The 24,383-nt window shown below is 66.5% G+C and carries 19 protein-coding genes and 2 pseudogenes; 9 read left to right on the top strand and 12 right to left on the bottom strand.

Annotated elements, in window-relative coordinates; all coding sequences use genetic code 11:
• Positions 1-23: 23 nt before the first annotated feature.
• Together DL519_RS18585 and DL519_RS18580 are read left to right on the top strand one after the other, a co-directional pair.
• On the top strand, positions 24-839 hold the full coding sequence (locus DL519_RS18585; RefSeq protein ID WP_223839227.1) for a response regulator transcription factor: 816 nt from the start codon (positions 24-26) through the stop codon (positions 837-839).
• 514 nt (positions 840-1,353) lie between these two features.
• On the top strand, positions 1,354-1,569 hold the full coding sequence (locus tag DL519_RS18580; RefSeq protein WP_190816622.1) for a hypothetical protein: 216 nt from the start codon (positions 1,354-1,356) through the stop codon (positions 1,567-1,569).
• Between the two features lie 374 nt (positions 1,570-1,943).
• Here the strand turns inward: DL519_RS18580 and DL519_RS18575 are convergent, their stop codons facing one another.
• Positions 1,944-6,611 carry a cation-translocating P-type ATPase gene (locus DL519_RS18575; protein ID WP_190816620.1) on the bottom strand — a complete coding sequence of 1,556 codons (4,668 nt, stop codon included), beginning with the start codon at positions 6,609-6,611 and terminating at the stop codon, positions 1,944-1,946.
• Entirely contained in the window at positions 6,608-7,003 is a 396-nt protein-coding gene (locus DL519_RS18570; protein WP_223839225.1) for a hypothetical protein, read from the bottom strand. The genes DL519_RS18575 and DL519_RS18570 overlap by 4 nt, the downstream gene beginning before the upstream one ends.
• Before the next feature lie 658 nt (positions 7,004-7,661).
• Here DL519_RS18570 and DL519_RS18565 point away from each other — a divergent pair.
• Positions 7,662-7,946: a hypothetical protein gene (locus DL519_RS18565; protein ID WP_190816618.1), complete on the top strand. Its 285-nt coding sequence runs from the start codon at positions 7,662-7,664 to the stop codon at positions 7,944-7,946.
• 54 nt (positions 7,947-8,000) lie between these two features.
• Here the strand turns inward: DL519_RS18565 and DL519_RS18560 are convergent, their stop codons facing one another.
• The gene (locus tag DL519_RS18560) at positions 8,001-8,438 is read right to left on the bottom strand and encodes an NUDIX hydrolase (protein WP_223839223.1); all 438 of its coding nucleotides are present in this window, start codon (positions 8,436-8,438) and stop codon (positions 8,001-8,003) included.
• Between the two features lie 564 nt (positions 8,439-9,002).
• Between DL519_RS18560 and DL519_RS18555 the strand changes: the two genes are divergently transcribed.
• Both DL519_RS18555 and DL519_RS18550 read left to right on the top strand, forming a co-directional pair.
• A complete protein-coding gene (locus DL519_RS18555) occupies positions 9,003-9,347 on the top strand; it encodes a hypothetical protein (RefSeq protein ID WP_190816614.1) in 345 nt (114 codons plus the stop codon).
• A gap of 170 nt (positions 9,348-9,517) precedes the next feature.
• Positions 9,518-11,542: a phosphocholine-specific phospholipase C gene (locus DL519_RS18550; protein ID WP_190816612.1), complete on the top strand. Its 2,025-nt coding sequence runs from the start codon at positions 9,518-9,520 to the stop codon at positions 11,540-11,542.
• Positions 11,543-11,829: 287 nt separating this feature from the next.
• On the opposite strand, the gene DL519_RS18545 is transcribed toward DL519_RS18550, so the two are convergent.
• Positions 11,830-12,759 carry an alpha/beta fold hydrolase gene (locus DL519_RS18545; RefSeq protein ID WP_223839221.1) on the bottom strand — a complete coding sequence of 310 codons (930 nt, stop codon included), beginning with the start codon at positions 12,757-12,759 and terminating at the stop codon, positions 11,830-11,832.
• Positions 12,760-13,490: 731 nt separating this feature from the next.
• Here DL519_RS18545 and DL519_RS18540 point away from each other — a divergent pair.
• The gene (locus tag DL519_RS18540) at positions 13,491-14,594 is read left to right on the top strand and encodes an inorganic phosphate transporter (RefSeq protein WP_190816608.1); all 1,104 of its coding nucleotides are present in this window, start codon (positions 13,491-13,493) and stop codon (positions 14,592-14,594) included.
• A 17-nt stretch (positions 14,595-14,611) separates the two neighbouring features.
• Entirely contained in the window at positions 14,612-14,836 is a 225-nt protein-coding gene (locus tag DL519_RS18535; RefSeq protein ID WP_190816606.1) for a hypothetical protein, read from the top strand.
• Positions 14,837-14,950: 114 nt separating this feature from the next.
• Here DL519_RS18535 and DL519_RS18530 read toward each other — a convergent pair whose 3' ends face one another.
• Positions 14,951-15,256: a hypothetical protein gene (locus DL519_RS18530; RefSeq protein WP_190816494.1), complete on the bottom strand. Its 306-nt coding sequence runs from the start codon at positions 15,254-15,256 to the stop codon at positions 14,951-14,953.
• Between the two features lie 318 nt (positions 15,257-15,574).
• On the opposite strand from DL519_RS18530, the pseudogene DL519_RS18525 reads away from it, so the two are divergent.
• Positions 15,575-16,633: pseudogene (locus DL519_RS18525) on the top strand (IS256 family transposase); the annotation flags it as partial.
• Positions 16,634-16,730: 97 nt separating this feature from the next.
• Here DL519_RS18525 and DL519_RS46790 read toward each other — a convergent pair.
• The 7 genes and pseudogenes from DL519_RS46790 to DL519_RS18495 form a co-directional block, all read right to left on the bottom strand.
• On the bottom strand, positions 16,731-17,186 hold the full coding sequence (locus tag DL519_RS46790; RefSeq protein WP_223838443.1) for a DUF6262 family protein: 456 nt from the start codon (positions 17,184-17,186) through the stop codon (positions 16,731-16,733).
• Entirely contained in the window at positions 17,176-17,946 is a 771-nt protein-coding gene (locus DL519_RS18520; RefSeq protein WP_397544955.1) for a tyrosine-type recombinase/integrase, read from the bottom strand. Before DL519_RS18520 ends, DL519_RS46790 begins: the two co-directional genes overlap by 11 nt.
• A 41-nt stretch (positions 17,947-17,987) precedes the next feature.
• On the bottom strand, positions 17,988-19,079 hold the full coding sequence (locus DL519_RS18515; protein WP_190812759.1) for an IS630 family transposase: 1,092 nt from the start codon (positions 19,077-19,079) through the stop codon (positions 17,988-17,990).
• Positions 19,051-20,328: a hypothetical protein gene (locus DL519_RS18510; protein WP_190816604.1), complete on the bottom strand. Its 1,278-nt coding sequence runs from the start codon at positions 20,326-20,328 to the stop codon at positions 19,051-19,053. The genes DL519_RS18515 and DL519_RS18510 overlap by 29 nt, the downstream gene beginning before the upstream one ends.
• Entirely contained in the window at positions 20,325-20,666 is a 342-nt protein-coding gene (locus DL519_RS18505) for a hypothetical protein (RefSeq protein WP_190813056.1), read from the bottom strand. The genes DL519_RS18510 and DL519_RS18505 overlap by 4 nt, the downstream gene beginning before the upstream one ends.
• Positions 20,663-21,748, bottom strand: coding sequence for a site-specific integrase (locus tag DL519_RS18500; protein WP_223840239.1), 1,086 nt, complete (start codon positions 21,746-21,748; stop codon positions 20,663-20,665). The genes DL519_RS18505 and DL519_RS18500 overlap by 4 nt, the downstream gene beginning before the upstream one ends.
• 146 nt (positions 21,749-21,894) lie before the next feature.
• Positions 21,895-22,953 (bottom strand): annotated as a pseudogene (locus DL519_RS18495) (IS256 family transposase); the annotation flags it as partial.
• 388 nt (positions 22,954-23,341) lie between these two features.
• On the opposite strand from DL519_RS18495, the gene DL519_RS18490 reads away from it, so the two are divergent.
• The gene (locus DL519_RS18490; protein WP_190816602.1) at positions 23,342-24,382 is read left to right on the top strand and encodes an IS630 family transposase; all 1,041 of its coding nucleotides are present in this window, start codon (positions 23,342-23,344) and stop codon (positions 24,380-24,382) included.
• The last annotated feature ends 1 nt before the right edge of the window (position 24,383 follow it).

The raw sequence follows: 24,383 nt of genomic DNA, 5'->3' as shown, positions 1-24,383 counted from the left end.
TGAGAGTTGTCGGAGGTTAGCCAATGGGACGCTTGGCGGAGGACGACCTGATGCACACGTCTGCCAGCGGCTCGATCGGGTCGCCGATGAGCACAGCGTCCCTGTCGGCTGCGCCCACGCGGCAAGGGTATCGCTTTGGGTTCGCCGCCGGAAAGTGCACCGAACTTCAGCAAACCGTAGACTCATACTGCAAAACAAGGGAATCAGGCGTAAGCGGTTCGGCTGCGGCGAAAATCCGTGTGGCCCTCCATGTTCCGGACAACCTCACCCATTCCGGCCTGGCCAGCTGTATAAACCAGGATCGGCGACTCTCGCAGACCGGAACGGCCGACGCCGACGTGGTCGTTCTAGCCCAGGAAACCACTAGTGCAAGCACAATGGATGCACTGCGCAGTTTGTCTTACGGAACCGCTAAACGCTTCCTGCTCATCGTGGAAGGCGACTGGCGACCATACATCTCCACTGCCGTGCAGCACGGCGTCCGCGCCATACTCTGGCGTCCCAGCTTCTCTGCCAGCTCCTTCCTGCACACCATCCATGAAGTCGGCAACAGCGAAGTAGTCCTCTCGCCATCATTGCAAGGCATGCTGATCGACGATTTCCTGCGCGTCCAAAACAAAGTGCTCGCTCCCCGCAACTTGACCACGCACGGGCTTGCCAGCCGCGAGGTCGACGTCCTGCGCCTGATCTCCGAGGGCTTCGATCTCAAAGAGATCGCGCAGAAGTTGGCCTATTCCGAACGCACCATCAAGAACATCATCTACCAGGTCATGAAGCGCCAAGGACTCCGAAATCGCGCACACGCCGTCTCGTTCGCGATTCGTTCGGGGCTCATTTGAACGTGTGTGCATGGGACCAGGTCGCCGCCTACTGCTCCCGGACCGACCGCCTTGTCGGGGCGACACCTGGTGTGGCGTGGCGTCTTTTGCGGAGGGACTTGCGGTGAGTTCGACGCGGATCAAGGTTCACGCCAGCACCCCGAAACCCGCCCCAGGCTGGGCGTGTGAGCGCTGTGGCCATACCACGGCAAAGGTCGCCGAGCTGGTCGGCACCACCGGCGAGACACTGGGTCGTACGCTGCTGTGCGCCCTGTGTCACGGTCGCCATCGCGGCCCGGGAGAGTCGGCATGACCGGCACCCGGGCCCGCGGGATGTCAGGCTGGTTCCCGCCCCCGTATGCCGACGCCTGGGACTGGCAGCTGCACGGCGGCGTGCCGGGGGCACCGGCGACACGGCGTTCTTCCCTCCCGACCACGAGCAGCACGAGCAGCCCCGTCCTACGAAGCGATCCTGGCCGCCGAAGAACACGACCGAGACGAGCTCGGCGAGCTCTAAGCCCCGCGACCAGCACGAATGCAGCAAATCGTTGGTTTCTGCGCGCCTGTCCAGGAGGCCCTGGTGGCGGCCGGGGTGCCCGTCGGACAGCGCGCCGGACAGGTACTCGCCGGGCTCGGCATCCTCATGCCACTGCGCGCCGTGGTAATCGGCACCGCGGCGCGTTCATCCGGGTGCCGGGCAGTAGTGCCGTTCACCCCGGTGACGGCGGTGCCCGGGCCGGACAGCCTTTGATCGGTGTGCTGCGTCGTGTGTTTTCAGAAACGACTGGTATGTTAGCTCGGCTTTTGTCTGGTAAGGAGTGTGTATCCGGGGATTTCGTCGGCAGTGACTTCAGCGGCGAGTCGGATGTAGTGCAACCCGGGGTCGACGTCGATTCCCTTGGCGGTGAGTTGGCGTGGTGTGGTGATTCGCAGCATTTTCAGTCGTGCCTTGATTGTGTCGATCATGGATCGTTGTGTCGGTTGACTCGCCAGCAACTGGCTGGGCTGGTCCACGCCGCGCCCGGAAACGCTGCCCCACCGCCCTCGGGGATTCGGCCGGGTGAAGGTTCATCCGTCTGTCTCGGGGAAGGGTCACCGTCATCCGCGGTTTTGAGCGGGTGTAGTTCATCTGACGGGCTGCGTTTCGTCCGGTGGTGTGGGGGTGAGTGGGTCGGCAGGTGCCGTGAAAGGGGGGGTTGTGGGAGCGGGCTCTGCGTGGTCCTGCGCATCTTCTTCGACGCGGTTGTCGGGGTGGTCGTGTTGGTCCGGTTGGGTGTGGTCGGCCCGGACCGGCGTTCGCCCACGTGTGAGGCAAAGCGCTCGATCTTCGCAGCCATCGTGATCGTGGGTTGTGGTTTCCGGGTCGGCGTGGTGGTGATCGGCCACGGTCTCGACGATGTTGTCGGATTCTGACCGCATGGCCTGCTGGCGGCGTGTCCGCGGCTGGAGGATGAGGCCGGCGGCGCTGGCGGCGATGGTGCAGCCCAGGGCGATGGCCCAGCCGTGGGGCAGTAGGGGTGTGGAGCCGAAGAAGTGGCTGAGGCCGGGGGTTTGCACGATGGCGGCCAGTGCCGCCATGGACGCGAGCGCACCGGCCACGACCAGTGGGGTGCGTCCGCGGATGACCAGGGTCTGGCCGAGTTGGGCGCCGACGAGTGCGACGAGCGCGACGGTGTCGGCGTGTCGGCGGGTTCCGGTGGCGCGGCCGAGGACCCAGGCGGTGAACGCGGATGCGGCGGTGATGATGCCGCGCCGGTAGATGTCGCGGTGCAGTGCGGCGCCGAGGGAGGCGTCGGGCCCTTCCTCCAGGAGCATCTCGGGCGTGATTTCCGGTGGGGGGCGTACTGCGATCGCCATGGCCGGGATGACGTCGGTGAGGAGGTTGACCAGCAGCATTTGGCGGGCGTTCATCGAGCCGCCGGGGGTGAGCAGGCCGGTGGCGACGATGTAGAGGATTTCGCCGAGGTTGCCGCCCAGCAGCAGGGCCAGGGAGTCGCGCACCGAGGCCCACATGGCGCGTCCTTCGACGATGGCGTCCACGATCGTTTCGATGCGGTCGTCGGTGACCACGACGTCGGCGGCTTCCCGGGCGGCGGGTGTGGCGCGTTCGCCGAGCGCGATGCCGATGTCGGCGATTCTGATCGCGGGTGCGTCGTTTGCGCCGTCGCCGGTGACGGCGACGACGCGGTCGGTGCGCTGCAGTGCTTGGACGACACGTGCCTTGTGTGCCGGGGTGGTGCGGGCGAATACCGCGATGTCGGCGGCCTTGGCGGCCAGTTCGTCGTCGTCGAGGGCGTCGAGTTCGGTGCCGGTCATGACCTGGTGGTCGTTGAGGATGCCGAGTTCGGCGGCGATGGCTTCGGCGGTGCTGGGGTGGTCGCCGGTGATCATGATGATCTGTACGCCTGCTTGCTGCAGTTGGTCCACTGCGGCGGCTGCGGTGGGGCGGACCGGGTCGGCCAGGGCGATCAGGCCCGTTAGGCGGAGGTTGCGCAGGCGGGAGTCGTCGAGGTCGCGGCGGCCGGTGGCGGGCCGTTCGGCGACGGCCAGCACGCGGTATCCCTGGCGGGCCAACCGGTCGAATTCCTTCTCCACACCAAGGCGTGCGTCGTCGTCGAAGGCTAGGTCCACGTCGTCGCGGCGCCAGTGGGTGCACTGGGCGAGCACGACCTCCGGGGCGCCTTTGATGCTCAGCAGGTGGTCGCTGCCGACTCGTCCGAGCACCATGTGGTAGCCCCTCGAGGGTTCGAAGGGGAGTTCTTCGACGAGCTGCCAGCCTGCGGTGCCTTCGCTGGGCTGTACGCAGAGGTCGCGGGCCCCGTTGACGACTGCGCGGTCGGTGGGGTGCGGCAGGATTTCACCGTCTTGTGCTGCCGGGCTGGCGCGCAGTGCGGCGGCGAGGATCTTTCTGTCCACTGTGGATAGATTTGCGATGTCGCGGGTGGTGGATCCATCGGATACCCCGCGCAGGGCGATGCGTCCTTCGGTGAGGGTGCCGGTTTTGTCGAAGCACAGCACGTCCGCTCGGCCCAGTGCCTCGATCGTCGAGGAATTGTGCACGAGGGCACCGCGTTTCGACAGTCGCCGGGCTGCGGCCAGCTCGGCGACGGTGGCGACGAAGGGCAGGCCCTCCGGTACTGCTGCGACGGCCAGGCTCACCGCTCGGCCCAGGGCCGCGCCGATGGGCTGACGCCGGATCAGGTCCGCGACCAGCAGCAGGCCTCCGGCGCCGATCGAGATCGGTACGGTGACCTTGGTCAGGGTCCGCAAGCGCGCCGCCACCCCGCCGGGACGGTCCGGGGCGTCGTCGGTGCCTGCTGCGCTGCCGGCTTCGGTGGCTTCTGCGGTGGCGACGACGACTGCGACGGCGCGTCCGGCTGCGATCGCGGTGCCCTGGTAGAGCATGCAGTGCCGGTCGGCCACCGCGGCCGCGGGTGTGGTGGCGGTGGTCTTGGCCACGAGCTGGGATTCGCCGGTCAGGCTGGACTCGTCGACCTCGACCCCGTCGGCTTCCAGCAGGCGGCAATCCGCGGGGACGGCGTCGCCTGCCACCAGGTCGATGACGTCGCCGGGTACGAGTTCGTCGGCGGGCACGCGGGTGCGTTTGTCCTTGCGGCGCAATGCGACCGGGATAGCGGTGGCATCCAGGAGTTTGCGCAAGGCGCGGTCGGCGCTGACCCGTTGCACGCCGCCGATCAGCGCGTTCAACCCCAGCACGCCACTGATGATGATCGCGTCGGCGGTCGCTCCGATGCTGGCGGAGATCCCCGCCCCACCGGCCAACGCGGGTGTCAGCGGGCTCGCCAACTCGTCCAGGCTCGCGAGCATCAGGCTGGTCCGGCCCGGCTGTGAGTGGTCCTGGCGTTCGAGTGCGCGCTGCTGCGCATCGTCGTCGGTCAGGCCGTTCGGTGAGCTGCCGAGCAGTTCCAGCACCGTGGACGGAGACATGGCGTGCCAGGGCGTGCGGGCGGTGTCGGACGGTACCGGGCGTCGCCCCGCTTGCATGCCCCAATACGCACCGGCGCCGAGGGCCAGGAGCGCACAGGTGGACACGGGCACCGCCGCGCGGGCCTGGCTTCCCGCGGCAGGCCCGAGCGCGGCCAGCACGGCGCCGCTGGCCGAGCCGATGACGGCGAGCTGGGCACTGCGTCGGCTGACGGTGCGCGCGGTGGGGATCAACCGCAGCAGGGCGCACGCCTCGCCCAATCCGGGACCAGTGATCAGATGCGCGCCCCACGGGGGCGGCCCGTGGCCGGCGACGCCGATTCCGAGATCGGCGGCGGCCAGGCCCGCACGACTACGCCTCGAGACCACGGCGACGCCGTGGCCATCGGCCTGCAACTCCCGCACGAGCGTCGCGAGGCCCGTGCCGGCAGGCGCGATGCGATCGACATCGAATTGCCCCGCAAGCCGTGGGTCTGCTCCAGCGAGCACAACCGAGCCCACCTCACGGGCCGCGGTGAGAAGCTCGTCGGTCAGGGACGCCAGTTCCTCCTCGATCTCGACGATCGCGACCGTGTGCCCGTTCCGGTCGAGGGTGCAGGTTCGTATGCCCCGGTCGGTGCCCTGCCGAATCCTGTCTTCCAAACCCGAGTGTGGCAGATCCCCGCCTCGCGCCTTCGATAGCGCCCAGCCGTCGTGTTCCGCACCTGATTGCGCCATCACCCCGACCAAGGCGTGTGCCCGCTCCCACAATCCCGCGATGTCGACTTCGCCGTTGAGCGGAGTCACGTCGCGCACCCGCTGAGTTCCGGTGCGTAGGGCGCCCGCGTCGATCACGACCGTGTCGATCCGGTCCAACCTCCGCAGGATTCGTGGATCGACCACCAGCGCATGGCGCTCGGAGACCGCGATCCCGAGCTGTGCTGCGAACGCATCCCGGCCCAGCCCGGCCGCTCGCGGCACTCCCGCGACCAGAAAGCCCTGTGCCCGCTGCAGACTCCGTGTTACTGCCAGGGTTCCCAGGAAGGCTGCGGGCCCGGCCACCGCCGAGGTGTTCGCCACCCGCTCGATCGGTCCATTGGGCAGGGGTGCCGGGCGGGAGCCCACGTCGACAGGCTCGCACCGGTGGAACTCGGGGCGGTCCCCGAACTCCGCTTCCCGCCGCGCCCAGCTTCGCTGCACCGCCTGGGACTCCCGCACCAAGCAGAACCGATGCGTGGCGTCTGCCAGCAAGGTCGTCGGCCGCTGCGCCAAGGCATTCGCTGCGGCGCCCCCGAGACCGAACAGCAGATCCGTGGCCGTCCAGCCCACCCGAGCCTGGACGGCACCCCGGATCTTCTGCACGGAGTCAGCGGTGGAGACCAACGCCGGAATGGACGGCGGCACGGCGGGTACCGGCAGCCAGCGGGCCGCCACGGCATAACCCAAGCCCGCCAGGTTCGCCCCCATCACCACCGTGTTGCCGAACACCCTGGCGACATCGCCCGGCCGCACCGTGCCAGCCTCGCGGCGAGGACGCTCGCCCATACCGCTGGCCTGCTCGGCTTCTTCCACCGCGCTGACCAATTCAGCGAGCTCGACGGCCTCCGGGGCGTGCCCGATGATCACTCGGCCCAGCGCCGCGTTGACCTCGGCCCACCGCACACCGGGAAGTTCTTTCAGGCGATCGGTGATCTGCTCGGCCGCCGGTTCGGTTCCCGGCTCGTGCACGCCGCGCACCTCGATGTGCGCGCGACCGTCCGCGGCCCACGCCCGCCGACTATCGCCGCCACCCAAGACGCCGCGCGCGACGACCACCGCCGGCGCCGCGAGGTGCGACGCCAGAGCTCTCAACCCACCAAGCGCGGTCACGCGCTGGTGCGGTCCGAGCGAGCCCCGGACCTCGCCGGTGCTGAACCCGAGGTTCCCTCACTGGCCCGCTGCGCGACCACCGTACCGACACCGATCGCGGCCGCCACCGGCCACTCGATCACCGACAATGCCGCCAGCGCTCCCAGGCCGCCGTAGAAGGCCAGCTGCAAGGGCGCGGGGAGGTTCTCCCGCACAGTGTTGACCACACCCGCGACATTCTCCTGACCCGGGATGTGCACCTCCGGACGACGAAACTCCCCCATGCCAAACGGCAGCTTCACCGTCGCAGTCCGCGGGCCACCGGCGTTCTCCGACGCGCCCTGCGAGCGATCACTACGGGAAGCACTGGTGCGTCCCGTTTCAGACTTCGCGTTCGGGGGTCTCGTAGCCACGACGTCTCCTCAACCCAGAACTGACAACGAGTAAGCCGTGAGACTACGTTCGGTGAAGGTCCATTGAAGACTTCAAAGCGGGGTTATGCACCGTTCGAGGGAGGGTGATCCCCGATGGATGGGGTAGGGACAACAGAAGTCGCCGTGTGTGGATCTCGTCCCAGCCGAAGCCAGACAGGCGACTTGCGTGCTGGCCAGCCAGCTTTGCCGCCGATGGCTTCACGTCACTGGCCGTGGACGCAAGCGACCTTCCCGCACGCTGGCGTGATGTCTGTTCGCTGACAATCTGATATGTACCCCTAGCCTGGACCTGCGACTCATGGTCGCCGGCGGGGGCCTGGGCGGCAGCAAGGGCACCCACCCGTCCCAGGTCATGCGTCGTGGGGGCGCGGCGTCGACGCGGAAGTCCTTTACCGCGTTCGGGTTTGTCGGGGCAGGTGCCGACCGGGGTTGCCGGGCGCACCCCGCACTTCAAACGTTGGTGAAACACAACGTTTGAAGGGATCAAGTGCAGCGACGACCCCGAGCCTCACACGTCTCGGCGCGCGGCGCGTTTGTCGTATCCAGGGGTAAAATCGTGCGGTTCGATTGGTCCGGTCCGGGCGATGCCGACATCGAGGCTGGCCATGTGGAGCGGGGTCTGTTGTGAGGAGGAGCCATGGCTACCAAGCAGCGGAAGCCGGCGGGTGCTGGGGGGACGACGGTGAACCTCCCCGGTGTTACGGCCGAGTTCCACCGCCCGGATCATTACATCCCTACTCGTGATGATCTTACTGGCGCGGCCGAGACCGTCCGGGGCTATCTCCCATCCGGCCAGATGATGGCTTTCTACGGTGGTGTTGGAGCGCTGGCGGTGTTGTCGGTGATCGAATGGCCGGTGGCGGCGGCGATCGGTGTGGGTGTCGCGGTCGCACAGCGTGCCGGCAGCACGGCGTCGACGTAATCCGGTTGCAGATTCCGGGGCGAATGAGCCGCTGAGCATGCTGCGACGGGACGCTCAGGCCACGTGTACCTGTGCGGGCTGTGTCAGTGCGTGCATCAGGCGGAGTTTCATGCTCGGGTGGATCGGGAGATCGTCTAGGGCGTCGGTTTCCGTCCACGCGGCGTTGATCGTTTCTTTGTGGTCCGGGCGTGGTTCACCGCGCAGCGGTGTGGCGTGGAAGCACACCGCGAACTGCTGGCGCACCTCGCCGCTGGAGTACACCATGACATGCCCCGGGTCGGTGTAGATGCCTTCCAGCCCGGTCACCGTGATGACGACGCCGGCTTCTTCCTCCACCACCTCACGCACCACGGCGTCCAGCGCGGACTCCCCGACGTTGACCTTCCCACCGGGTAGCTCCCAGTTGCGCGTATCGATGCGCTGTACCAGCAAGACCCGGCCGCGGAGGTCGCGTACGACAGCGAACGAGGTGGGGGCCAGTGAGTTGGCCACGGGGGCGTTCGGGTCGTGGTAGTACTCCGATTGCCGCGGCACACCAGCGAGAGTAGACGGCTCGGCAGGTGCGACGCCCGTCGAAATGGCTCGAGGGTTGGCGAAGCGCCTTCATTCGTTGATCGGCCGGGCGGGTCACCGGTGCGGTTCTCGAACACCAACGCCACATCGGCGCCGTCGGTAGTCATGTGGTGGAACTCGGTGGCGGTGTTGTTCTTCCGCCGACCAGGGGTGCCGACGTAGCGCACCACGAAGTCGAACCTGGCTACCTTGACCGCGGCAGCCTTGGGAGCTCCGACGGAGTAGTCGGGACCTAGCACGTTCAACTCCCCAAGGTTGTGGATAACGGTGTGGATGATTTGCGTTCGTGCTGGTCACCGGGTCTGTTGCGTTGTATGAGGCCGAGCGCGGTGTCGCGGATCTGCCCGCGGGCCTGCTGTGCGGTGCCCCTGCACGGGGACCGTGGGCGTGCCCTTGCCCGGTACGCGCTCGGCGAGCGAGTCGGGGTCCTCGGCGACGGCGATCGGCTTCGCCTGCTCCCATCGCTGCCGGTGGTAAAGGCCATTGAACATCTTCGAGGTGATCCGCGAAGCGGTCGCCGTCGCGCTCGGCCATGACAACGTTGATCGGGCCGCCGTGATAGCCACCGAGCTGGTGCAGGGATCTTGCCGGGCGAGAGGCCGTCGCACCAGTGAGCAACCAGCTCACCGCGGAGCTAAGCACAATCGGTCCCGCCGCGTGGTCCATGTTCGTCGCGTACCTGGTACCGCTGACGCCCCGGAATGGCTGACCGGCCCGCTCGGCGCGGCCGGTGACGTCCTGGTCGTGCTCCTCTCGGAAACATCGATTGCCCGGCTCGGCCGAGCGGGCGCAGAAGGCGTGGGCGAAGTACCAGGCCGCCAGGCCTGAGTCGAGTCGTACGGCGTCCGTCCCGCGCTGGGACGGACGCCGTACGGCGGGACGGCGCAGAGCAAAGTCCGGCGGGCGCCGCTTCCGCGTCACCGGCCTCTAATAGAGTGTTCAACCAGTGCCACGAGGCTGTCGGGGCAACCCCGTCCCCGTAGCCGAGGAGCACATCCATGGTCGACATCGACCGCCGCAGGTTCCTGTCCATCGCCGGTGGTGCCGCCGCCCTGACGATGCTCGACCAGACCATCGCGCGCGCCGCCTCCATCCCCGCGAACCGGGCCACCGGCTCGCTGCAGGACGTCGAGCATGTCGTCGTCCTGATGCAAGAAAACCGCTCGTTCGAGCACTACCTCGGCTCGCTGCGCGGCGTCCGAGGGTTCGGCGACCCGCACCCGGCAACCCTGCCGAGCGGCAAGACGGTGTGGCACCAGACCAACGGCGACCGTGAGGTCCTGCCCTTCCACCCCACCGCCGAGGACCTGGGCGCGCAGTTCCTGCAGGGGCTCGACCACACCTGGAAGGGTGGCCAGCAGGCGTTCAACAACGGCGTCTACGACCGGTGGATCCCGGCGAAAACCCCGGTGACGATGGCCTACCTGGAGCGCCAGGACGCGTCGTTCCACTACGCCCTGGCCGACGCGTTCACCGTCTGCGACGCCTACTACTGCGCGTTCAACGGCAACACCGACCCGAACCGCTACTACATGTTGACCGGCTGGACCGGCAACGACGGCAAGGGCGGTGGCCCGGTCCTCTACAACGACGAGCTCGGCTACGACTGGACGACGTACCCGGAGCGGCTTGAAGCGGCCGGCATCTCGTGGAAGGTCTACCAGGACGAGGGCATCGGCCTCGGGGGTGGCAACCAGTACTGGGGCTGGACCAACGACCCCTACATCGGCAACTACGGCGACAACTCCCTGCTCTACTTCAACAACTACCGCAACGCCCAGCCCGGCGACACGCTATACGAGAAGGCACGCCGCGGCACCCGGGCCCGCGACGGCCAGAGCTACTTCGAGATCCTCCGCCAGGACGTGCAGTCGGGGAACCTCCCGCAGGTCAGCTACATCGCCGCGCCCGAGGCCTTCAGCGAGCACTCGAACTGGCCCACCAACTACGGCGCCTGGTACCTCGCGCAGGTCCTGGACGCGCTCACCTCGAACCCCGAGGTGTGGAGCCGGACCGCGCTCTTCGTCACCTACGACGAGAACGACGGGTTCTTCGACCACCTCGTGCCACCGCACGCCAACAACCAGCTGATCCCTGGCGCCTCCACGGTGCCCACCGACAACGAGTTCTACGCCGGCAAGCCGGGCGATCCAGGGTACGTCGCCGGCGCGTTCGGCATGGGCCCGCGGGTGCCGATGTTCGTGATCTCGCCGTGGAGCACGGGCGGCTGGGTCTGCTCGGAGACCTTCGACCACACCTCGATCATCCGGTTCATGGAGGAGCGCTTCGGCGTCATGGAGCCGAACATCACCCCGTGGCGTCGCGCCGTGGCCGGTGACCTGACCTCGGCGTTCGACTTCTCCCGCACGGTGGGAGAGCTGCCGGTGCTGCCGTCGACCGAAGCCTGGAAGCCGTTCGACAACAAGCGGCACCCGAGCTACCGCCCGACGGCACCGGCCGCCGGCGCGATGCCCAGTCAGGAGCCCGGCACCCGTCCGGCCCGCGCGCTCGGCTACGACCTCGTCGTCCACGAGCTGCCCGCGAAGAGCGCTATCAAGGTCGAGCTCGCGAACAACGGCGAGCTCGGCGTGCACGTCCAGGCCCGGCTCATCGCACCGGCCGGGGCCCCGCACAGCTACACCATCGGCGCGGGCGACGACCTAACGGCGTCCTGGCCGGTGTCCGGGGTGTACGACGTGCAGATGCACGGACCCAACGGCTTCTTCCGCCGGTTCGCCGGCGACAAGACCAGGGACTCCGCCGCAGTCACGGTCCGCCGCCACGGCGACAGCCGGACGCTCGTCATCACCGTGACCGCCCCCAAGGACGTGACCGTGGTGGTCGAGGACGCCTACCTCGGTGCCGTCCCGGTCCAGGATCGGCGGGCGATGCTGGACACCCGCGCCTCCGGCGGCTGGTACGACGTGACCGTCGCCGTACCGGGAACCGCCTGGAGCCGCACGTTCGCCGGCCACATCGAGGACGGCCGCCCCTCGGTCAGCGACCCGGCCCTCGGCCATTGAGCCCATGCGCCGGCCCCGTCACCATGGCGGGGCCGGCGCCACTCCAGACGCGGCTTCCGGCGGCCATTCGCCGCCACTCAAGGGGCCACCCGGCGCCACTCAACGCATCTGTCAGGTACGGGCTTCAGGGTGACGGTCCGAGGCCATGGGCAAGATGGTTGTCGTCCATGAATGACCTGCCACCTGCCGATAACGAAGGATCCAACGGGGTGGCACGAACACTCCCGGTGTTCTTCCGATCGGTGCATCGGTGACCCTCGACGCGGGCCTGCGGCTAGGCCGGCTGATCAAGCGGTTGGCATCTCCGGTAGGGACGCAGGTTGCCGTTGTTGCGGGGCGGCCGATGGCGCTTCAGCGAAGACCTGGCCAAGGAAGCCGCGGATGTATCCTGTGATGACCTCAAGATGGCTTTCCAACGCGAAGTGACCCGAGTCCAGTAGGTGGATCTCGGCGTGGGGCAAATCGCGCTGGAAGGCTTGGGCACCGTCGGGACCGAAGATCTCATCGCGTGCGCCCCATACGGCCAGCACGGGCACCTGAGAGGTCCGGAAATACTCCTGCAGCCTGGGATAGAGATCGACGTTGCTTGGGTAGTCACGAAAGAGCCGCAACTGGATTTCGTCGTTGCCGGGGCGGTCCAGCAGGGCCTGATCAAGGGTCCACGTGTCCGGACTGATCAATGTCGGGTCGGTGACACCGTTCTCGTACTGCCAGCGGGTGCTTTCCAGCGTGAGCGCCGCACGCACCGGTGGCTCCGTATCCGGTCCAGGTGCCGCAGCGTAGGCGAACAGGCCGTCCCAGAAGGATCGCACGAAGCCGTCTGTGTAGGCGTTGCCGTTCTGCGTGATGATCGCGGTGATGCGTTGGGGTGAGCCGAGCGCGAGGCGCCATCCGATGGGTGCTCCATAGTCCTGCACATACATCGCGAACCGGTCGACACCAAGGTCGTCGAAAAGAGCGGCGGTGACATCGGCCAGCGCCTCGAAGGTGTACGGGAACTCGCTGGTCGAAGGCATGGATGAGTAACCGAAACCAATGTGGTCAGCAGCGATGACATGATAGCGATCCGCCAACGCCGGTATGAGGTGGCGGAACATGTGCGAACTGGTCGGGAAACCGTGCAGCAACACCACGGCGGGAGCATCTGCGAAGCCTGCTTCCCGGTAGAACACCTGTAGACCCTGGACCTTGGCGATCCGGTGATGCACAGGAACCATTCCTACGCCCCAACGCGTCAGTAGTGGGCACACCGCAAGCATGTCTGCCGTGTCTGGCCTGAGATTGCGCTGCCACAGCTTCCCGAGATCGCGTTACTACACCGAGCGCGGTGGTGAAGGCCCAGCAGGCAAAGCCACGGCATTCAGCGTAGATATGGGTGCTGCTAACGAGACCACGGCAGAAAGTCCTTTTTGCGGCTGGGGCTCAGGCAGGGCGGCCAGGCACCGGAACGCGCGGTCCCGATCGAGGTCCAGCGAGAGCCTCTACCTAGTCGTGTACGCCACCAGGCTCAAGGTCGATCGCAACAAGTCGCCCGAACTTTATCTGGAGGAATTTCCTGTTTTCGCAGGTCGGCGAGCTGTTTCGTGTTGAGGCACCTTTGGCACTGCTCGCGCAGCTCCAGGGACGCGAGCCACTCCTGCGGAACGGCCCGTGCCCCGTGAAGCGGCACCGAGCTGTGGCAGTTCGCCCCGGACTGGCTGCTGGCGGTCCGCGAGGCGAGCTTCAACGACTACCGGCTTGAGCCGTCCGAGCGGCGCCTCTGATTCGCGGGTGGCATCCGGTAGTCGGGTACCGGCGAACGATGCTCCGGTGGTGTTTCACGCGAAGGTCCCGGCCGACGATGTCGATCCCGCGGTGCTACGGATGTGTGAGCGTGGTGCGGAAATCGGGCGGCACCACCAACTTTCTGCCCTCGACATCCCGGTCTGCGCCCGTACAGCATGTGGACATGGACATCTCGTTGGTGCTCCTGGTCATCGTCACTGCCATGGTGTTCGATTTCACCAACGGATTCCACGACACCGCGAACGCGATGGCGACCTCGATCGCCACCCGCGCCCTCCGGCCGAAGGTCGCGGTCGGGATTTCGGCCGTGCTCAACCTCGTGGGTGCTTTTCTGTCGGTCCAGGTGGCCCAGACGATTTCCAGCGGAATCGTCAACGAGGCCCGGATCGGTCCGTCGGTTGTCTTCGGGGGTTTGGTGGGCGCGATCCTCTGGAACCTGGCCACCTGGTTGGTCGGGCTGCCATCGAGTTCCTCGCACGCGCTGATCGGAGGGCTCATCGGTGCTACGTGGGTGGCGGCCGGTTCCAGCGCAGTGCAGTTCGCCACGGTCGTCGAGAAAGTCGTGGTGCCTGCGCTGACGTCCCCGGTGATCGCGGGCGTAGTGGCCATGATCGCCACCTACCTCGCCTATGTCCTGACCCGCCGCACCGACCGATCGGTGCGTGTGGGCGGGTTCCGGGCCGGTCAGGTGGCCTCTGCCTCGCTGGTATCGCTGGCGCACGGCACGAACGACGCGCAGAAGACGATGGGCGTGATCACGCTGACGTTGATCACGGCCGGCGCGCTGCCCGTGGGTTCGCGTCCGCCGGTGTGGGTGATTCTCATCGCCGGGCTGTCCATAGGGGTGGGTACCTACTTCGGTGGGTGGCGAATCATCCACACCGTGGGCAAGCGCATCACCGAGATCGAGTCGCCGCAGGGTTTCGCGGCGGAGGCCAGCACCGCCGCGGTGATCCTTTCCAGTTCGCATGTCGGTTTCCCGCTGTCCACCACGCACGTCGCCTCGGGCAGCGTCGTCGGAGCGGGCGTCGGCAAGAAACTGGCCGAGGTGCACTGGGGAGTGGCCGGGCAGATGGTGGTCGCGTGGGTCCTGACCTTGCCCGCCGCGGCCGCGATCGGTGCAGTCGCCGGCGGGGTCGCCTCGCAAGGCGTCGGCGGCACGGTGCTCGTCGCCGTGGTCGCCCTCGCACTGGCGGCGGGCGCCTTTTGGGTGTCGCGACGAAATCCGATCAATGCGACGAACGTCAACGAAGTTCCCGTGGGCTGAGAGGGGCAGGCGCAGCGATGCACATCAGTTGGGGCGGACTCGGCAGCGTCTTCGTGGTCTCGCTGGCTGTTGGCGTCGTCGTCGTGGTGCTGTTCAGCCTGGGCATCGTGGCCATGGGGAAACGCACCGCCGCGTTCGAGCGGCACACGTCGTCGCTAGGACCCAACGTGACAGCGGCATTGTGCTTCGCGGCCTGCGTCGTGCTTGTCCTCTACGGTCTCTACCTCATCATCGCGGGCTGACCGACTGGTCTGCTCACAACTACTCGACGAGTTGCACCAGCACCCCGGTCTTGATCAAGATCGCTGCGCCTATCGCGATGAAGACCGAGGGCGCCAGCCATTAGGCCAGATGCGTCAGCGCCGACACCACTTCCTTGTTGCTCCCGACCAACCAGGTGTTGGGCGACACACCGCGACCATCACCAGGAACACCGCCACCGACAGCGCGATCCGCTGCGCGTCCAGTGTCACGAACAACGCCGTGTAGACCGAAACATTGTCGGCGCCGTGCGGGGGCCCTGATGGCCACGCTTGACGCCGCCTCGGCGCGGCTGGCACCGCTGCCCGCCGGATGAGGGCCGCCTCGCCACCTCCACACAGCGCCGTCCCGTCGGTCGGGGAGGTCACCGACCGGTGCGTCGGTTCCCTGCGCGTGCGCATGTACCACCCCGGGACGCAGCCGAGCCCGCTTCCAGCGGCCGTCTACCCGCCACGGCGGGGGATGGGTGGTCGGTGACCTGGACTTCCACGACGGCGTCGAGCTCCATGGCGCGACCTAGTGCCTGGCCTGGTGCAGTCACGTAGTTGACGAGTTCTGCGGCATTTCCGGGGCGTGAGCAGCAGAGGGGGGTTCAGGTTCGTCTGGAGCAATGCTGGAGACCTGTGGATCGGCTGGGAAGGGGCGTACCTTCCCAGTGATCGGATGCAAGGTTCCAAGCATGGCCGACGTTGGCGCGTCGGTCGGGAAGGTACGACCCGATGCTCAGCGTAGTCCCTGGCCCCGAGCCCCGTAGCGATGCCCCAGCCTCGGGTTCGGCATCGTTGATCGATGAGATCGTCCGTGAGGGCGCCCGGCGGATGCTGGCCGAGGCGTTGCAGGCCGAGGTAGATGCCTTCATCGCGCAGTTCGCCGACGCCCGTGACGAGCATGGCCACCGCCTGGTCGTGCGTAATGGCTATCATCAGGCCCGCGAGGTCCTGACGTCTGCCGGCGCGGTCGAAGTCCAGGCGCCGCGGGTCAACGACAAGCGCACCGATCCGGACACCGGTGCGCGCCAGCGGTTTTCCTCGGCGATCCTGCCGCCATGGGCACGTAAGACCCCGAAGATCACCGAAGTGCTCCCGCTGCTGTACCTGCATGGGCTCTCCAGCGGGGACTTCGTGCCCGCACTGGGCCAATTTCTGGGCAGTAGCAAGGGGTTATCCGCCCCTGTGATCACGAAACTGACCGAGCAGTGGAGGACGGAGCACCGCGCGTTCACCGAACGCGATCTTTCCGAAATGGACTATGTGTATCTGTGGGCCGACGGCATCCATGTGAACATCCGCCTGGAAGAGCACAAACTCTGCCTGCTGGTGATGATCGGTGTCCGAGCCGACGGCCGCAAAGAACTCGTCGCACTGGCCGACGGCTACCGCGAATCGGTCGAATCGTGGGCTGATCTGCTGCGGGACTGCGCCCGCCGTGGGATGCGAGCGCCGGTGCTGGCCGTGGGGGACGGGGCACTGGGGTTCTGGGGCGCACTCCACGAGGTTTTCCCCGGCACCCGTGCGCAGCGCTGCTGGTTCCACAAGATCGGCAACGTGCTCGCCGCGCTGCCGAAATCAGCACATCCCGGCGCGAAGAAGGCCCTGGCCGAGATCTGGAACGCAGAAGACCGCCGGCACGCCCTGGACGCGGTGAAAGCGTTCGAGACCGCCTACGGGGCGAAGTTCCCCAAGGCCGTCGCCAAGATCACCGACGACGTCGACGAGCTACTGGCCTTCTATGACTTTCCCGCCCAGCACTGGGTTCATCTGCGTACTACCAACCCCATGGTTATCTTGAGTTCGGCGGATGATCATTGCTTTGGCCTGGGCGGTTGCGTCGTAGATGGTGTTGTCGACGCAACCGCCGGCGGTTGTCGGGGTGGGTTCAGCAGGGTCCGATCGTTACTGAAGTGCGATGCGGTTTGGCTGGAGGTGGGGGTGAATCGCCGGGGTCTCGCGAATGGGGTGATCGGCGGTGCTCACCGAGTGCACGGGCGAGTTGTCGGCGAAGCCGTTGGTTTTCTTCGGCGAGTTCGCGGTTTCGTTTGAGGGCGATGTCCAGTCGTGCCAGGGCAGATTCCTCCGAGGTGCGCTGACTTGCAGGAATCGGCGCTGCGGGAGCGCGCCGGGTTGCCTCCCGTAGGCGTTGGATTTCGGCCCGGATGTCGGGTTGGGCATAGAGCCAGGACCGGGACACCTCAGCTGCTGCGGCCACTGACTGGAAAGTGATCGGCGCGCCGGTGCGGTCGAGTTCGCGCGGTGCCTGGAGGGCCTTCGCTCGGGTCAATTCGCGGCGTCGCTGGGCCGCGGCGATGATCGGGGCGGTGTTGTCAGGACGCATCGGCTGACGTCTCCCTGCTGGTGTTGGCTTCGCCGTTCTCGAGGGTTGTGATGATCTTTGCGAGGTTGTCGGCGACCTGGCGATTCATCTCCACCATGCGGGTCTGGCCCCGCGCCTCGGCCGCGGTGATGATCTGCAACACCTGCTGCTGGTGGTGCCGGTGCTGGGGGAGGAACTCGGTGGTAGTGATGAACATCGGACAGGTTAGGCACGAGTTGGCATGCGGGCAGGTCTTGATCAGCGGCAGACTGCAGTAGCCGTTGGGCAAAGCCTGGGTGGCGCGGGAGATCCGCTGCTTGGCCCAGGACGCCTCGGCCAGCGGCCCGTCGGGGTCCAGGGTCACCGTCTCGCCGTTGGCGTTGACCTTGCGTGCGGCTTCCCAATGCCGGCGGATCGTCGTGTCCGACAGCCGGGCGTAGTGGCCTGTCATGAGGTGCGAGTCGTGATCGAGGATGCGGCGGACCACTTCCTGCGGCACGTCCCGGTTGATCAATCTGGTGCCCAGCGAGTGCCGCCACTGGTGGGGAGTGAGATGCACCGGGCGGCCGTGTTCGTCGCGGATGTCGCAGCGTTGCAGCCATCGGTGCAGGGCCTGCCGGTAGGTGGCGCTGTTGACAGGCTTGGAGCCGTCCGGATTGGTCAGGGGGCGGGGGAAGAGCACCGGGACACCGTCGGTCCAGCGGCCCAGGACGTGTTGCTGCTGCTCGCTGATCGACTGCTGGAGTTGTTCATCGATCGGGACCAGTGCCTCCCGGTTCATCTTGTGATTGTGGTAGCGCAGATAGGGTGCGCCCTCGGCATCTAGTGTCCTGCGCCGGAGATTCGTTGACAATATGATCGGAGTGACTCCAAGATCTCGTCAGCGCTCTTCGTCCAGATGAACGGCCGGGGATCGTTGTTCCACTCGTCGATCCAGTTGCGGATATCGGCCTCGAGTGCCTGGACGCTGGTGTGCACGCCGCGTTGCAGGAGTTTGGTGGTCAATTCGCCGAACCAGCGTTCGACCTGGTTGATCCAGGACGATCCGGTCGGGATGAAGTGGATTTGGAATCGGGGATGCTTCGCTAGCCATTTCTGGATGATCTCGGTTTTGTGGGTGGCGTAGTTGTCACAAATGACATGGACGCCTAACTCCGCCGGTACGGTTTTGTCGATCTTGGTGAGAAATTTGCGGAACTCGACCGAGCGGTGCCGGCGGTGCAGCGAGGAGATGACCTTGCCGGTGGCGATGTCGAAGGCGGCGAACAGGCTGGTGACGCCGTGACGGACGTAGTCGTGGGTGCGCCGCTCGGGCATGCCGGGCATCATCGGCAACACCGGCTGGGACCTCTCCAGCGCTTGCACCTGGGATTTCTCATCGGTGCACAGAACCACTGCGTTCTCGGGCGGGTTCATATACAGGCCGACGACGTTACGGACCTTCTCGATGAACTGCGGATCGGTAGAGAGCTTGAATGTGTCGGCCAAGTGGGGTTTAAGGTTGAACGCTTTCCAGATCCGTCCCACGGTCGATTTACTCAGCCCGGAACGCTTCGCCATCGATGTACGCGACCAATGCGTCGCGTTGTTCGGTTTCTCTTCCAACGTCGAGACGACCACCTTCTCCACCTGTTCGTCGGTGATCTTCCGCGGCGCGCCTGGGCGATCCTCGTCGACCAACCCCTTCAGTCGTCGCTGGACAAACCGCGACCGCCACTTGCCCACCGTCGGCCGCGACACCCGCAACTTCTCGGCGACATCCACATTGGACAAACCATCGGCGCATGCCAGCACAATCCGACACCGCAACGCCAAAGCCTGCGAACTCTTCGCCCGCCGAGCCCAACGCTGCAACGTCGAACGCTCATCGTCGGTCAGCACCAACTCAGCCTTCGGCCGCCCAGTCCTCGCCATTCCCGCAGTATAGCCATTTCGACCATGAATTTCCGGTGCAGGACACTAGGACGACACAGTCAAACGGCAGCTTGAGCGCGTCGGAGACGCGCAAGCCACAGCGGATCAGGATGAGCGTGACCAGCCGGTAGGCCGGGTGGTCCCACTGGTCCAAATTGGACGGATGTTCTACCTGGACCATCACGTACTCGGCTACCGCGCGAGGCAGTTGTTCGCCGTGTTTCGGGTAGTCCTCGGGATAAAATGTCGCGGTCGTCGGCAGCGAGGAGTCCCAGCTGTGCTGGCGGATCGCGTTGAAGAACTGGTTGAGCAGCCCGACGTGGGTGCGATGCGCCGGTCGGCCGGTGAACTCGACGTGCAGGTCGGCCAGGTACCGCTCCAGGACCGGTCGATCCACGCTGGCCAGGCTGTCAATGCCGATCTCGTGGGTGGCAAGGAATTGTGCGAACCGCGTGATCGCGGTGACACACCGGGCCGCGGCGGTGCTGCCCAGTCCTGTACTCAACCGCCACCGCACCCACCGCTTGGCTAACTCCTTCAACCACGGCTGGGCAATGGCATTGAATCGCAGGCGAGCGGGAGACCCGCCTCCGGTGGGCCGCCCGAGGCGCCGCAACCGCCACACATCCCGCCGATACTCGGTGTCCCATCCGTGGTCCTCGGCTAGATCCTCCAGCTTGCGCACCCCGTAGATAACCAGGGTCCGCGGTCCCGCGTCCTTCGGCGCCGGGCGACCAAACGCGGTCCGTAAGGTCTCCTCGTCCCAGTCCAGCAGCGAGGCGACCGGCAGGCCCGCCAACAGCCGCACCATGCGAGCGACCGTGGTGACCTGGGTCCGGACCAGCCGCTCGTCGCGGCGGCATTGCAGCACATACTGCACCTCCAGCTTCAGCTGCGGGGCCAGCGCGGCAAGGCTGACCTTGCATTCGCAGGCGGGCACCACACTGCTGGTGGGACTGTCGCTCAACGGGCCGGCGACCTGCTGGTCTGTGGTGGCGATGAACCGCGCGAGATCGGGCTTGCCCTCCCTGCGCCACCACCGCTGATGATGCCCGGGACACAATCCCTGGCTGCGCGCTGTCCGGACGCATCCGGGCACTGCGCATGCCGGACCACCGAACACCGGATCGCGAGGATCGAAAACGACAAGGTCGCTGCGGAACTCCGGGCGCACCGCGGCCATCAACTTCTCCAGCAGCCCGGGAGAGGCCGTGGCTTGCCGCTGCGCCTTGGCAATTTCGCGATTCATGGCGTCACCTGCCGCGCGTCGGGCGGAAGGGTGGCGGTCAGCTTGATCCGGACATGGTTGAACGCCGCCTGCGTGGTCAGCAACACCGATCCGCCGCTGAAGGTGACCTCGTGGGGCTCGGCAAGCCGCAGGGCGGACCGCCAATGCTCGAATGTCGCGCGGAGCTGCTCAGCTGGCGCGGGTCCGTTCACCTGCCCCACCACGAGGCTGCCGGAGGGCGCCAGCGTCCACGCGATGATCGGCAGATGTGGGTGGGCATCCAGGATCGCGGCCAGTTCGCCAGCTGCGCGGCGCTGCCATCCTGCGCGCTGGGCGTGGGTGATCTCGAACAGGCTCACCAGCTCACCTCACGCCCGGTGAACCAACCTGCGTTCTCCAACGCCCGCCGCGCGTCCTCGGCGGTCAAATGCCCGTAAACGGACATCGTGGTGGTCACCGAGGAATGGCCCAAGACCTTGGACACGACCTCGATGGGCACGCCGTCCCGCAGCATCCTGGTCGCCGCCGAATGCCGGCACCAGTGCGGATCGAAGTCGATCCCGGTGCGTCGCCGCAGCCGTTTCACCAGCTCGTAGACCGCCGGGTAGGACAACGCCTGCCCCCGTGGTTCGGCGAAAAGGTTCACGAACACGTAGTCCGAGTCCACATCGCCGTATTCGCCGTGCAGATAGTCACCCCACAGCCGGATCAGCTCCGTGGAGACCGGGACGGCGCGTTGCTCGCGTGATTTGGATCGGGCGCCGTTGTCGTTGACCCGGGGCACGATCACGATCTCCCGTTCCGCGGCGGCGATATCGGCATGCCGCAGGCCCAACGCCTCCCCGATCCGGCAGCCGGAATCCCACAACAAGGACCAAAGGAAGCGATCTCGCAGCCGGTCACAAGCATCCACAATGGACTGCATCTCAGTGACTGTCAGGATCCGGGGCAGCTTCTTCGGTGCTTTCACCGTGATCATCCGGCTCGGTTGGGGTTTGTCCTTGCTGATGTGGTGCAAAAACGGCTTCCACCCGCCCCGCCGACCGGGCACCTGCCACGTGGTCAACAGCTCACCGACATCCACGCCATGCCGCGCCTGATACGCATAAAACGCCGCCAGCGCCGAAAGCTTCCGGTTGATCGTGGACCCAGCCACATGCGGCTGGAGCGAGGGCAGCACGGCCACCTGGCCATCACGGCCGGTCGGCGGCAGCCGCAGCCAGGCGACGTACTCACCAATGTCCTCCAGGCGCACCTCCCGCCAGTCCAGGCCCCGATGCTCCAGGAAGACCCAGTAGTCCTTCAAATCATGCGCATACGCCTTGACCGTGTTCGGTGACCGCTCGATATCGGTCAGATAGGCCAGATAACGCTCGATCGGCTCGACCGGGGCGTCGTCATCGCCCAGGACCGTCCACGACGGCACCCGCGAGGCGGGCATCGCCACCCGTTGCACCTGCACCTGCTCCTCCAACGTGATCGACATGCTGGACGAGCCCGGAGATAACCATGTCCACCACGCCGACCGCAGCCCACGACAAACCCGTGGCACACATGGAAGACACACGCACGGAAGCTCCAGATAACGATGGGGTTGGTAGTACGCAGATGAACCCAGTGCTGGGCGGGATAGTTGTAGAAGACCAGTAGCTCGTCGACGTCGTCGGTGATCTTGGCGACGGCCTTGGGGAACTTCGCCCCGTAGGCGGTCTCGAACGCTTTCACCGCGTCCAGGGCGTGCCGGCGGTCTTCTGCGTTCCAGATCTCGGCCAGGGCCTTCTTCGCGCCGGGATGTGCTGATTTCGGCAGCGCGGCGAGCACGTTGCCGATCTTGTGAAACCAGCAGCGCTGCGCACGGGTGCCGGGGAAAACCTCGTGGAGTGCGCCCCAGAACCCCAGTGCCCCGTCCCCCACGGCCAGCACCGGCGCTCGCATCCCACGGCGGGCGCAGTCCCGCAGCAGATCAGCCCACGATTCGACCGATTCGCGGTAGCCGTCGGCCAGTGCGACGAGTTCTTTGCGGCCGTCGGCTCGGACACCGATCATCACCAGCAGGCAGAGTTTGTGCTCTTCCAGGCGGATGTTCACATGGATGCCGTCGGCCCACAGATACACATAGTCCATTTCGGAAAGATCGCGTTCGGTGAACGCGCGGTGCTCCGTCCTCCACTGCTCGGTCAGTTTCGTGATCACAGGGGCGGATAACCCCTTGCTACTGCCCAGAAATTGGCCCAGTGCGGGCACGAAGTCCCCGCTGGAGAGCCCATGCAGGTACAGCAGCGGGAGCACTTCGGTGATCTTCGGGGTCTTACGTGCCCATGGCGGCAGGATCGCCGAGGAAAACCGCTGGCGCGCACCGGTGTCCGGATCGGTGCGCTTGTCGTTGACCCGCGGCGCCTGGACTTCGACCGCGCCGGCAGACGTCAGGACCTCGCGGGCCTGATGATAGCCATTACGCACGACCAGGCGGTGGCCATGCTCGTCACGGGCGTCGGCGAACTGCGCGATGAAGGCATCTACCTCGGCCTGCAACGCCTCGGCCAGCATCCGCCGGGCGCCCTCACGGACGATCTCATCGATCAACGATGCCGAACCCGAGGCTGGGGCATCGCTACGGGGCTCGGGGCCAGGGACTACGCTGAGCATCGGGTCGTACCTTCCCGACCGACGCGCCAACGTCGGCCATGCTTGGAACCTTGCATCCGATCACTGGGAAGGTACGCCCCTTCCCAGCCGATCCACAGGTCTCCAGCATTGCTCGTGATTCCGTAGAGGGTGAGTGGTCGGGTGAAGTCGCGGCGGTGTGGCGTAGTGCTTTGGCGATGTTGGTGTGTCCGGCCAACCGTAGGGCGCTGATGGCGAGGTTGGGTAGGGAGGCCATTGTTCGGGGGGCGTTGCCGGTGCGGGCTCGGCTGTGGTCTTCGGTGTAGATGACGTCGCGGACCCAGTGCAAGCGGTTGTCGGGTAGGACCGGCGGGGTGCCCCTAATAGATATTGATCGGGAACTTAAGGGTGTGATCTTCGTTGGTCTGGCATGATCGCTGGTGTGCGGGATGCGCGGAGGTTATCGCCTGAGGCGCAGGAGGATCTGCGGCGTAGGGTGGTCGCGGCTGTCCATGGTGGGATGACGCAGGTCGAGGCGGCGCGGGTGTTCGCGGTAGCGCCGCAGTCGGTGTCCAGATGGGTGCAGGTGTGGCGGAAACAGGGTTCGAAGGGTCTTGACGGGCGTCGGCGGGGTCGCAGGCCTGGTGAGCAGAAAGCGTTGAGTGCCCGCCGGCAGCGCAAGCTGCGGTATGCGGTGGCCGAGCACACCCCGGCCACGTTCGGGCTGGCTGGGGTGGTGTGGACCCGCAAGGCGGTGGCCGAGTTGATCCGGGTGCGGCACGGCGTCGTGTTGAGTTTGCGCACCGTCGGCAACTATCTGCGTTCCTGGGGATTGTCGCCGCAGAAACCGATCCGCAGGGCCTACGAGCAGGACCCCGAGGCCGTGCGCCGATGGCTGGAGGAGGACTATCCGGCCATCGCCGCCCGCGCCCGCCGCGAGGGCGCGGTGATCTTGTGGCTGGACCAGACCGGGATCCGCTCGGATGCCGCAGTGGGCCGGACCTGGGCACCGGTCGGCCAGACACCGGTGGTGGGCAAGACCGGCAAACGGTTCAGCGTGAACGCCATGTGCGCGATCGGTAACAAGGGCGAGCTGTACTTCACCGTCTACACCGGCTCGTTCAACGCCAGCGTGTTCGTGCCGTTCCTGGACCGGCTGACCCGTCACCTGGATCGTAAGGTCCACCTGATCGTCGACGGTCATCCTGTCCACCGCCGTAAGACCGTCCGGAAGTGGGTGGACGATCACGCTGCGGCGATCGAGATGCACTTCCTGCCCGGATACAGCCCCGAGCTCAACCCGGACGAGATCCTCAATGCCGATCTCAAACGGACCATGTCCACCGGCACAGCCCCGAAAACCCGCGACGAGCTGGAAACAGGGGTCCGCTCCTTCCTCCACCGGCTCCAGAAGTCGCCTGGCCGAGTTCGCTCCTACTTCGGCAAACCCGAAGTCCGCTACGCCGCCTGAC

Origin of the sequence: Saccharopolyspora pogona, assembly GCF_014697215.1 — a bacterium.
Taxonomy (GTDB): domain Bacteria; phylum Actinomycetota; class Actinomycetes; order Mycobacteriales; family Pseudonocardiaceae; genus Saccharopolyspora; species Saccharopolyspora hattusasensis.
The sequence above is the reverse complement of the archived record's forward strand: the minus strand, read 5'-3'. Positions and strand labels throughout refer to the sequence as shown.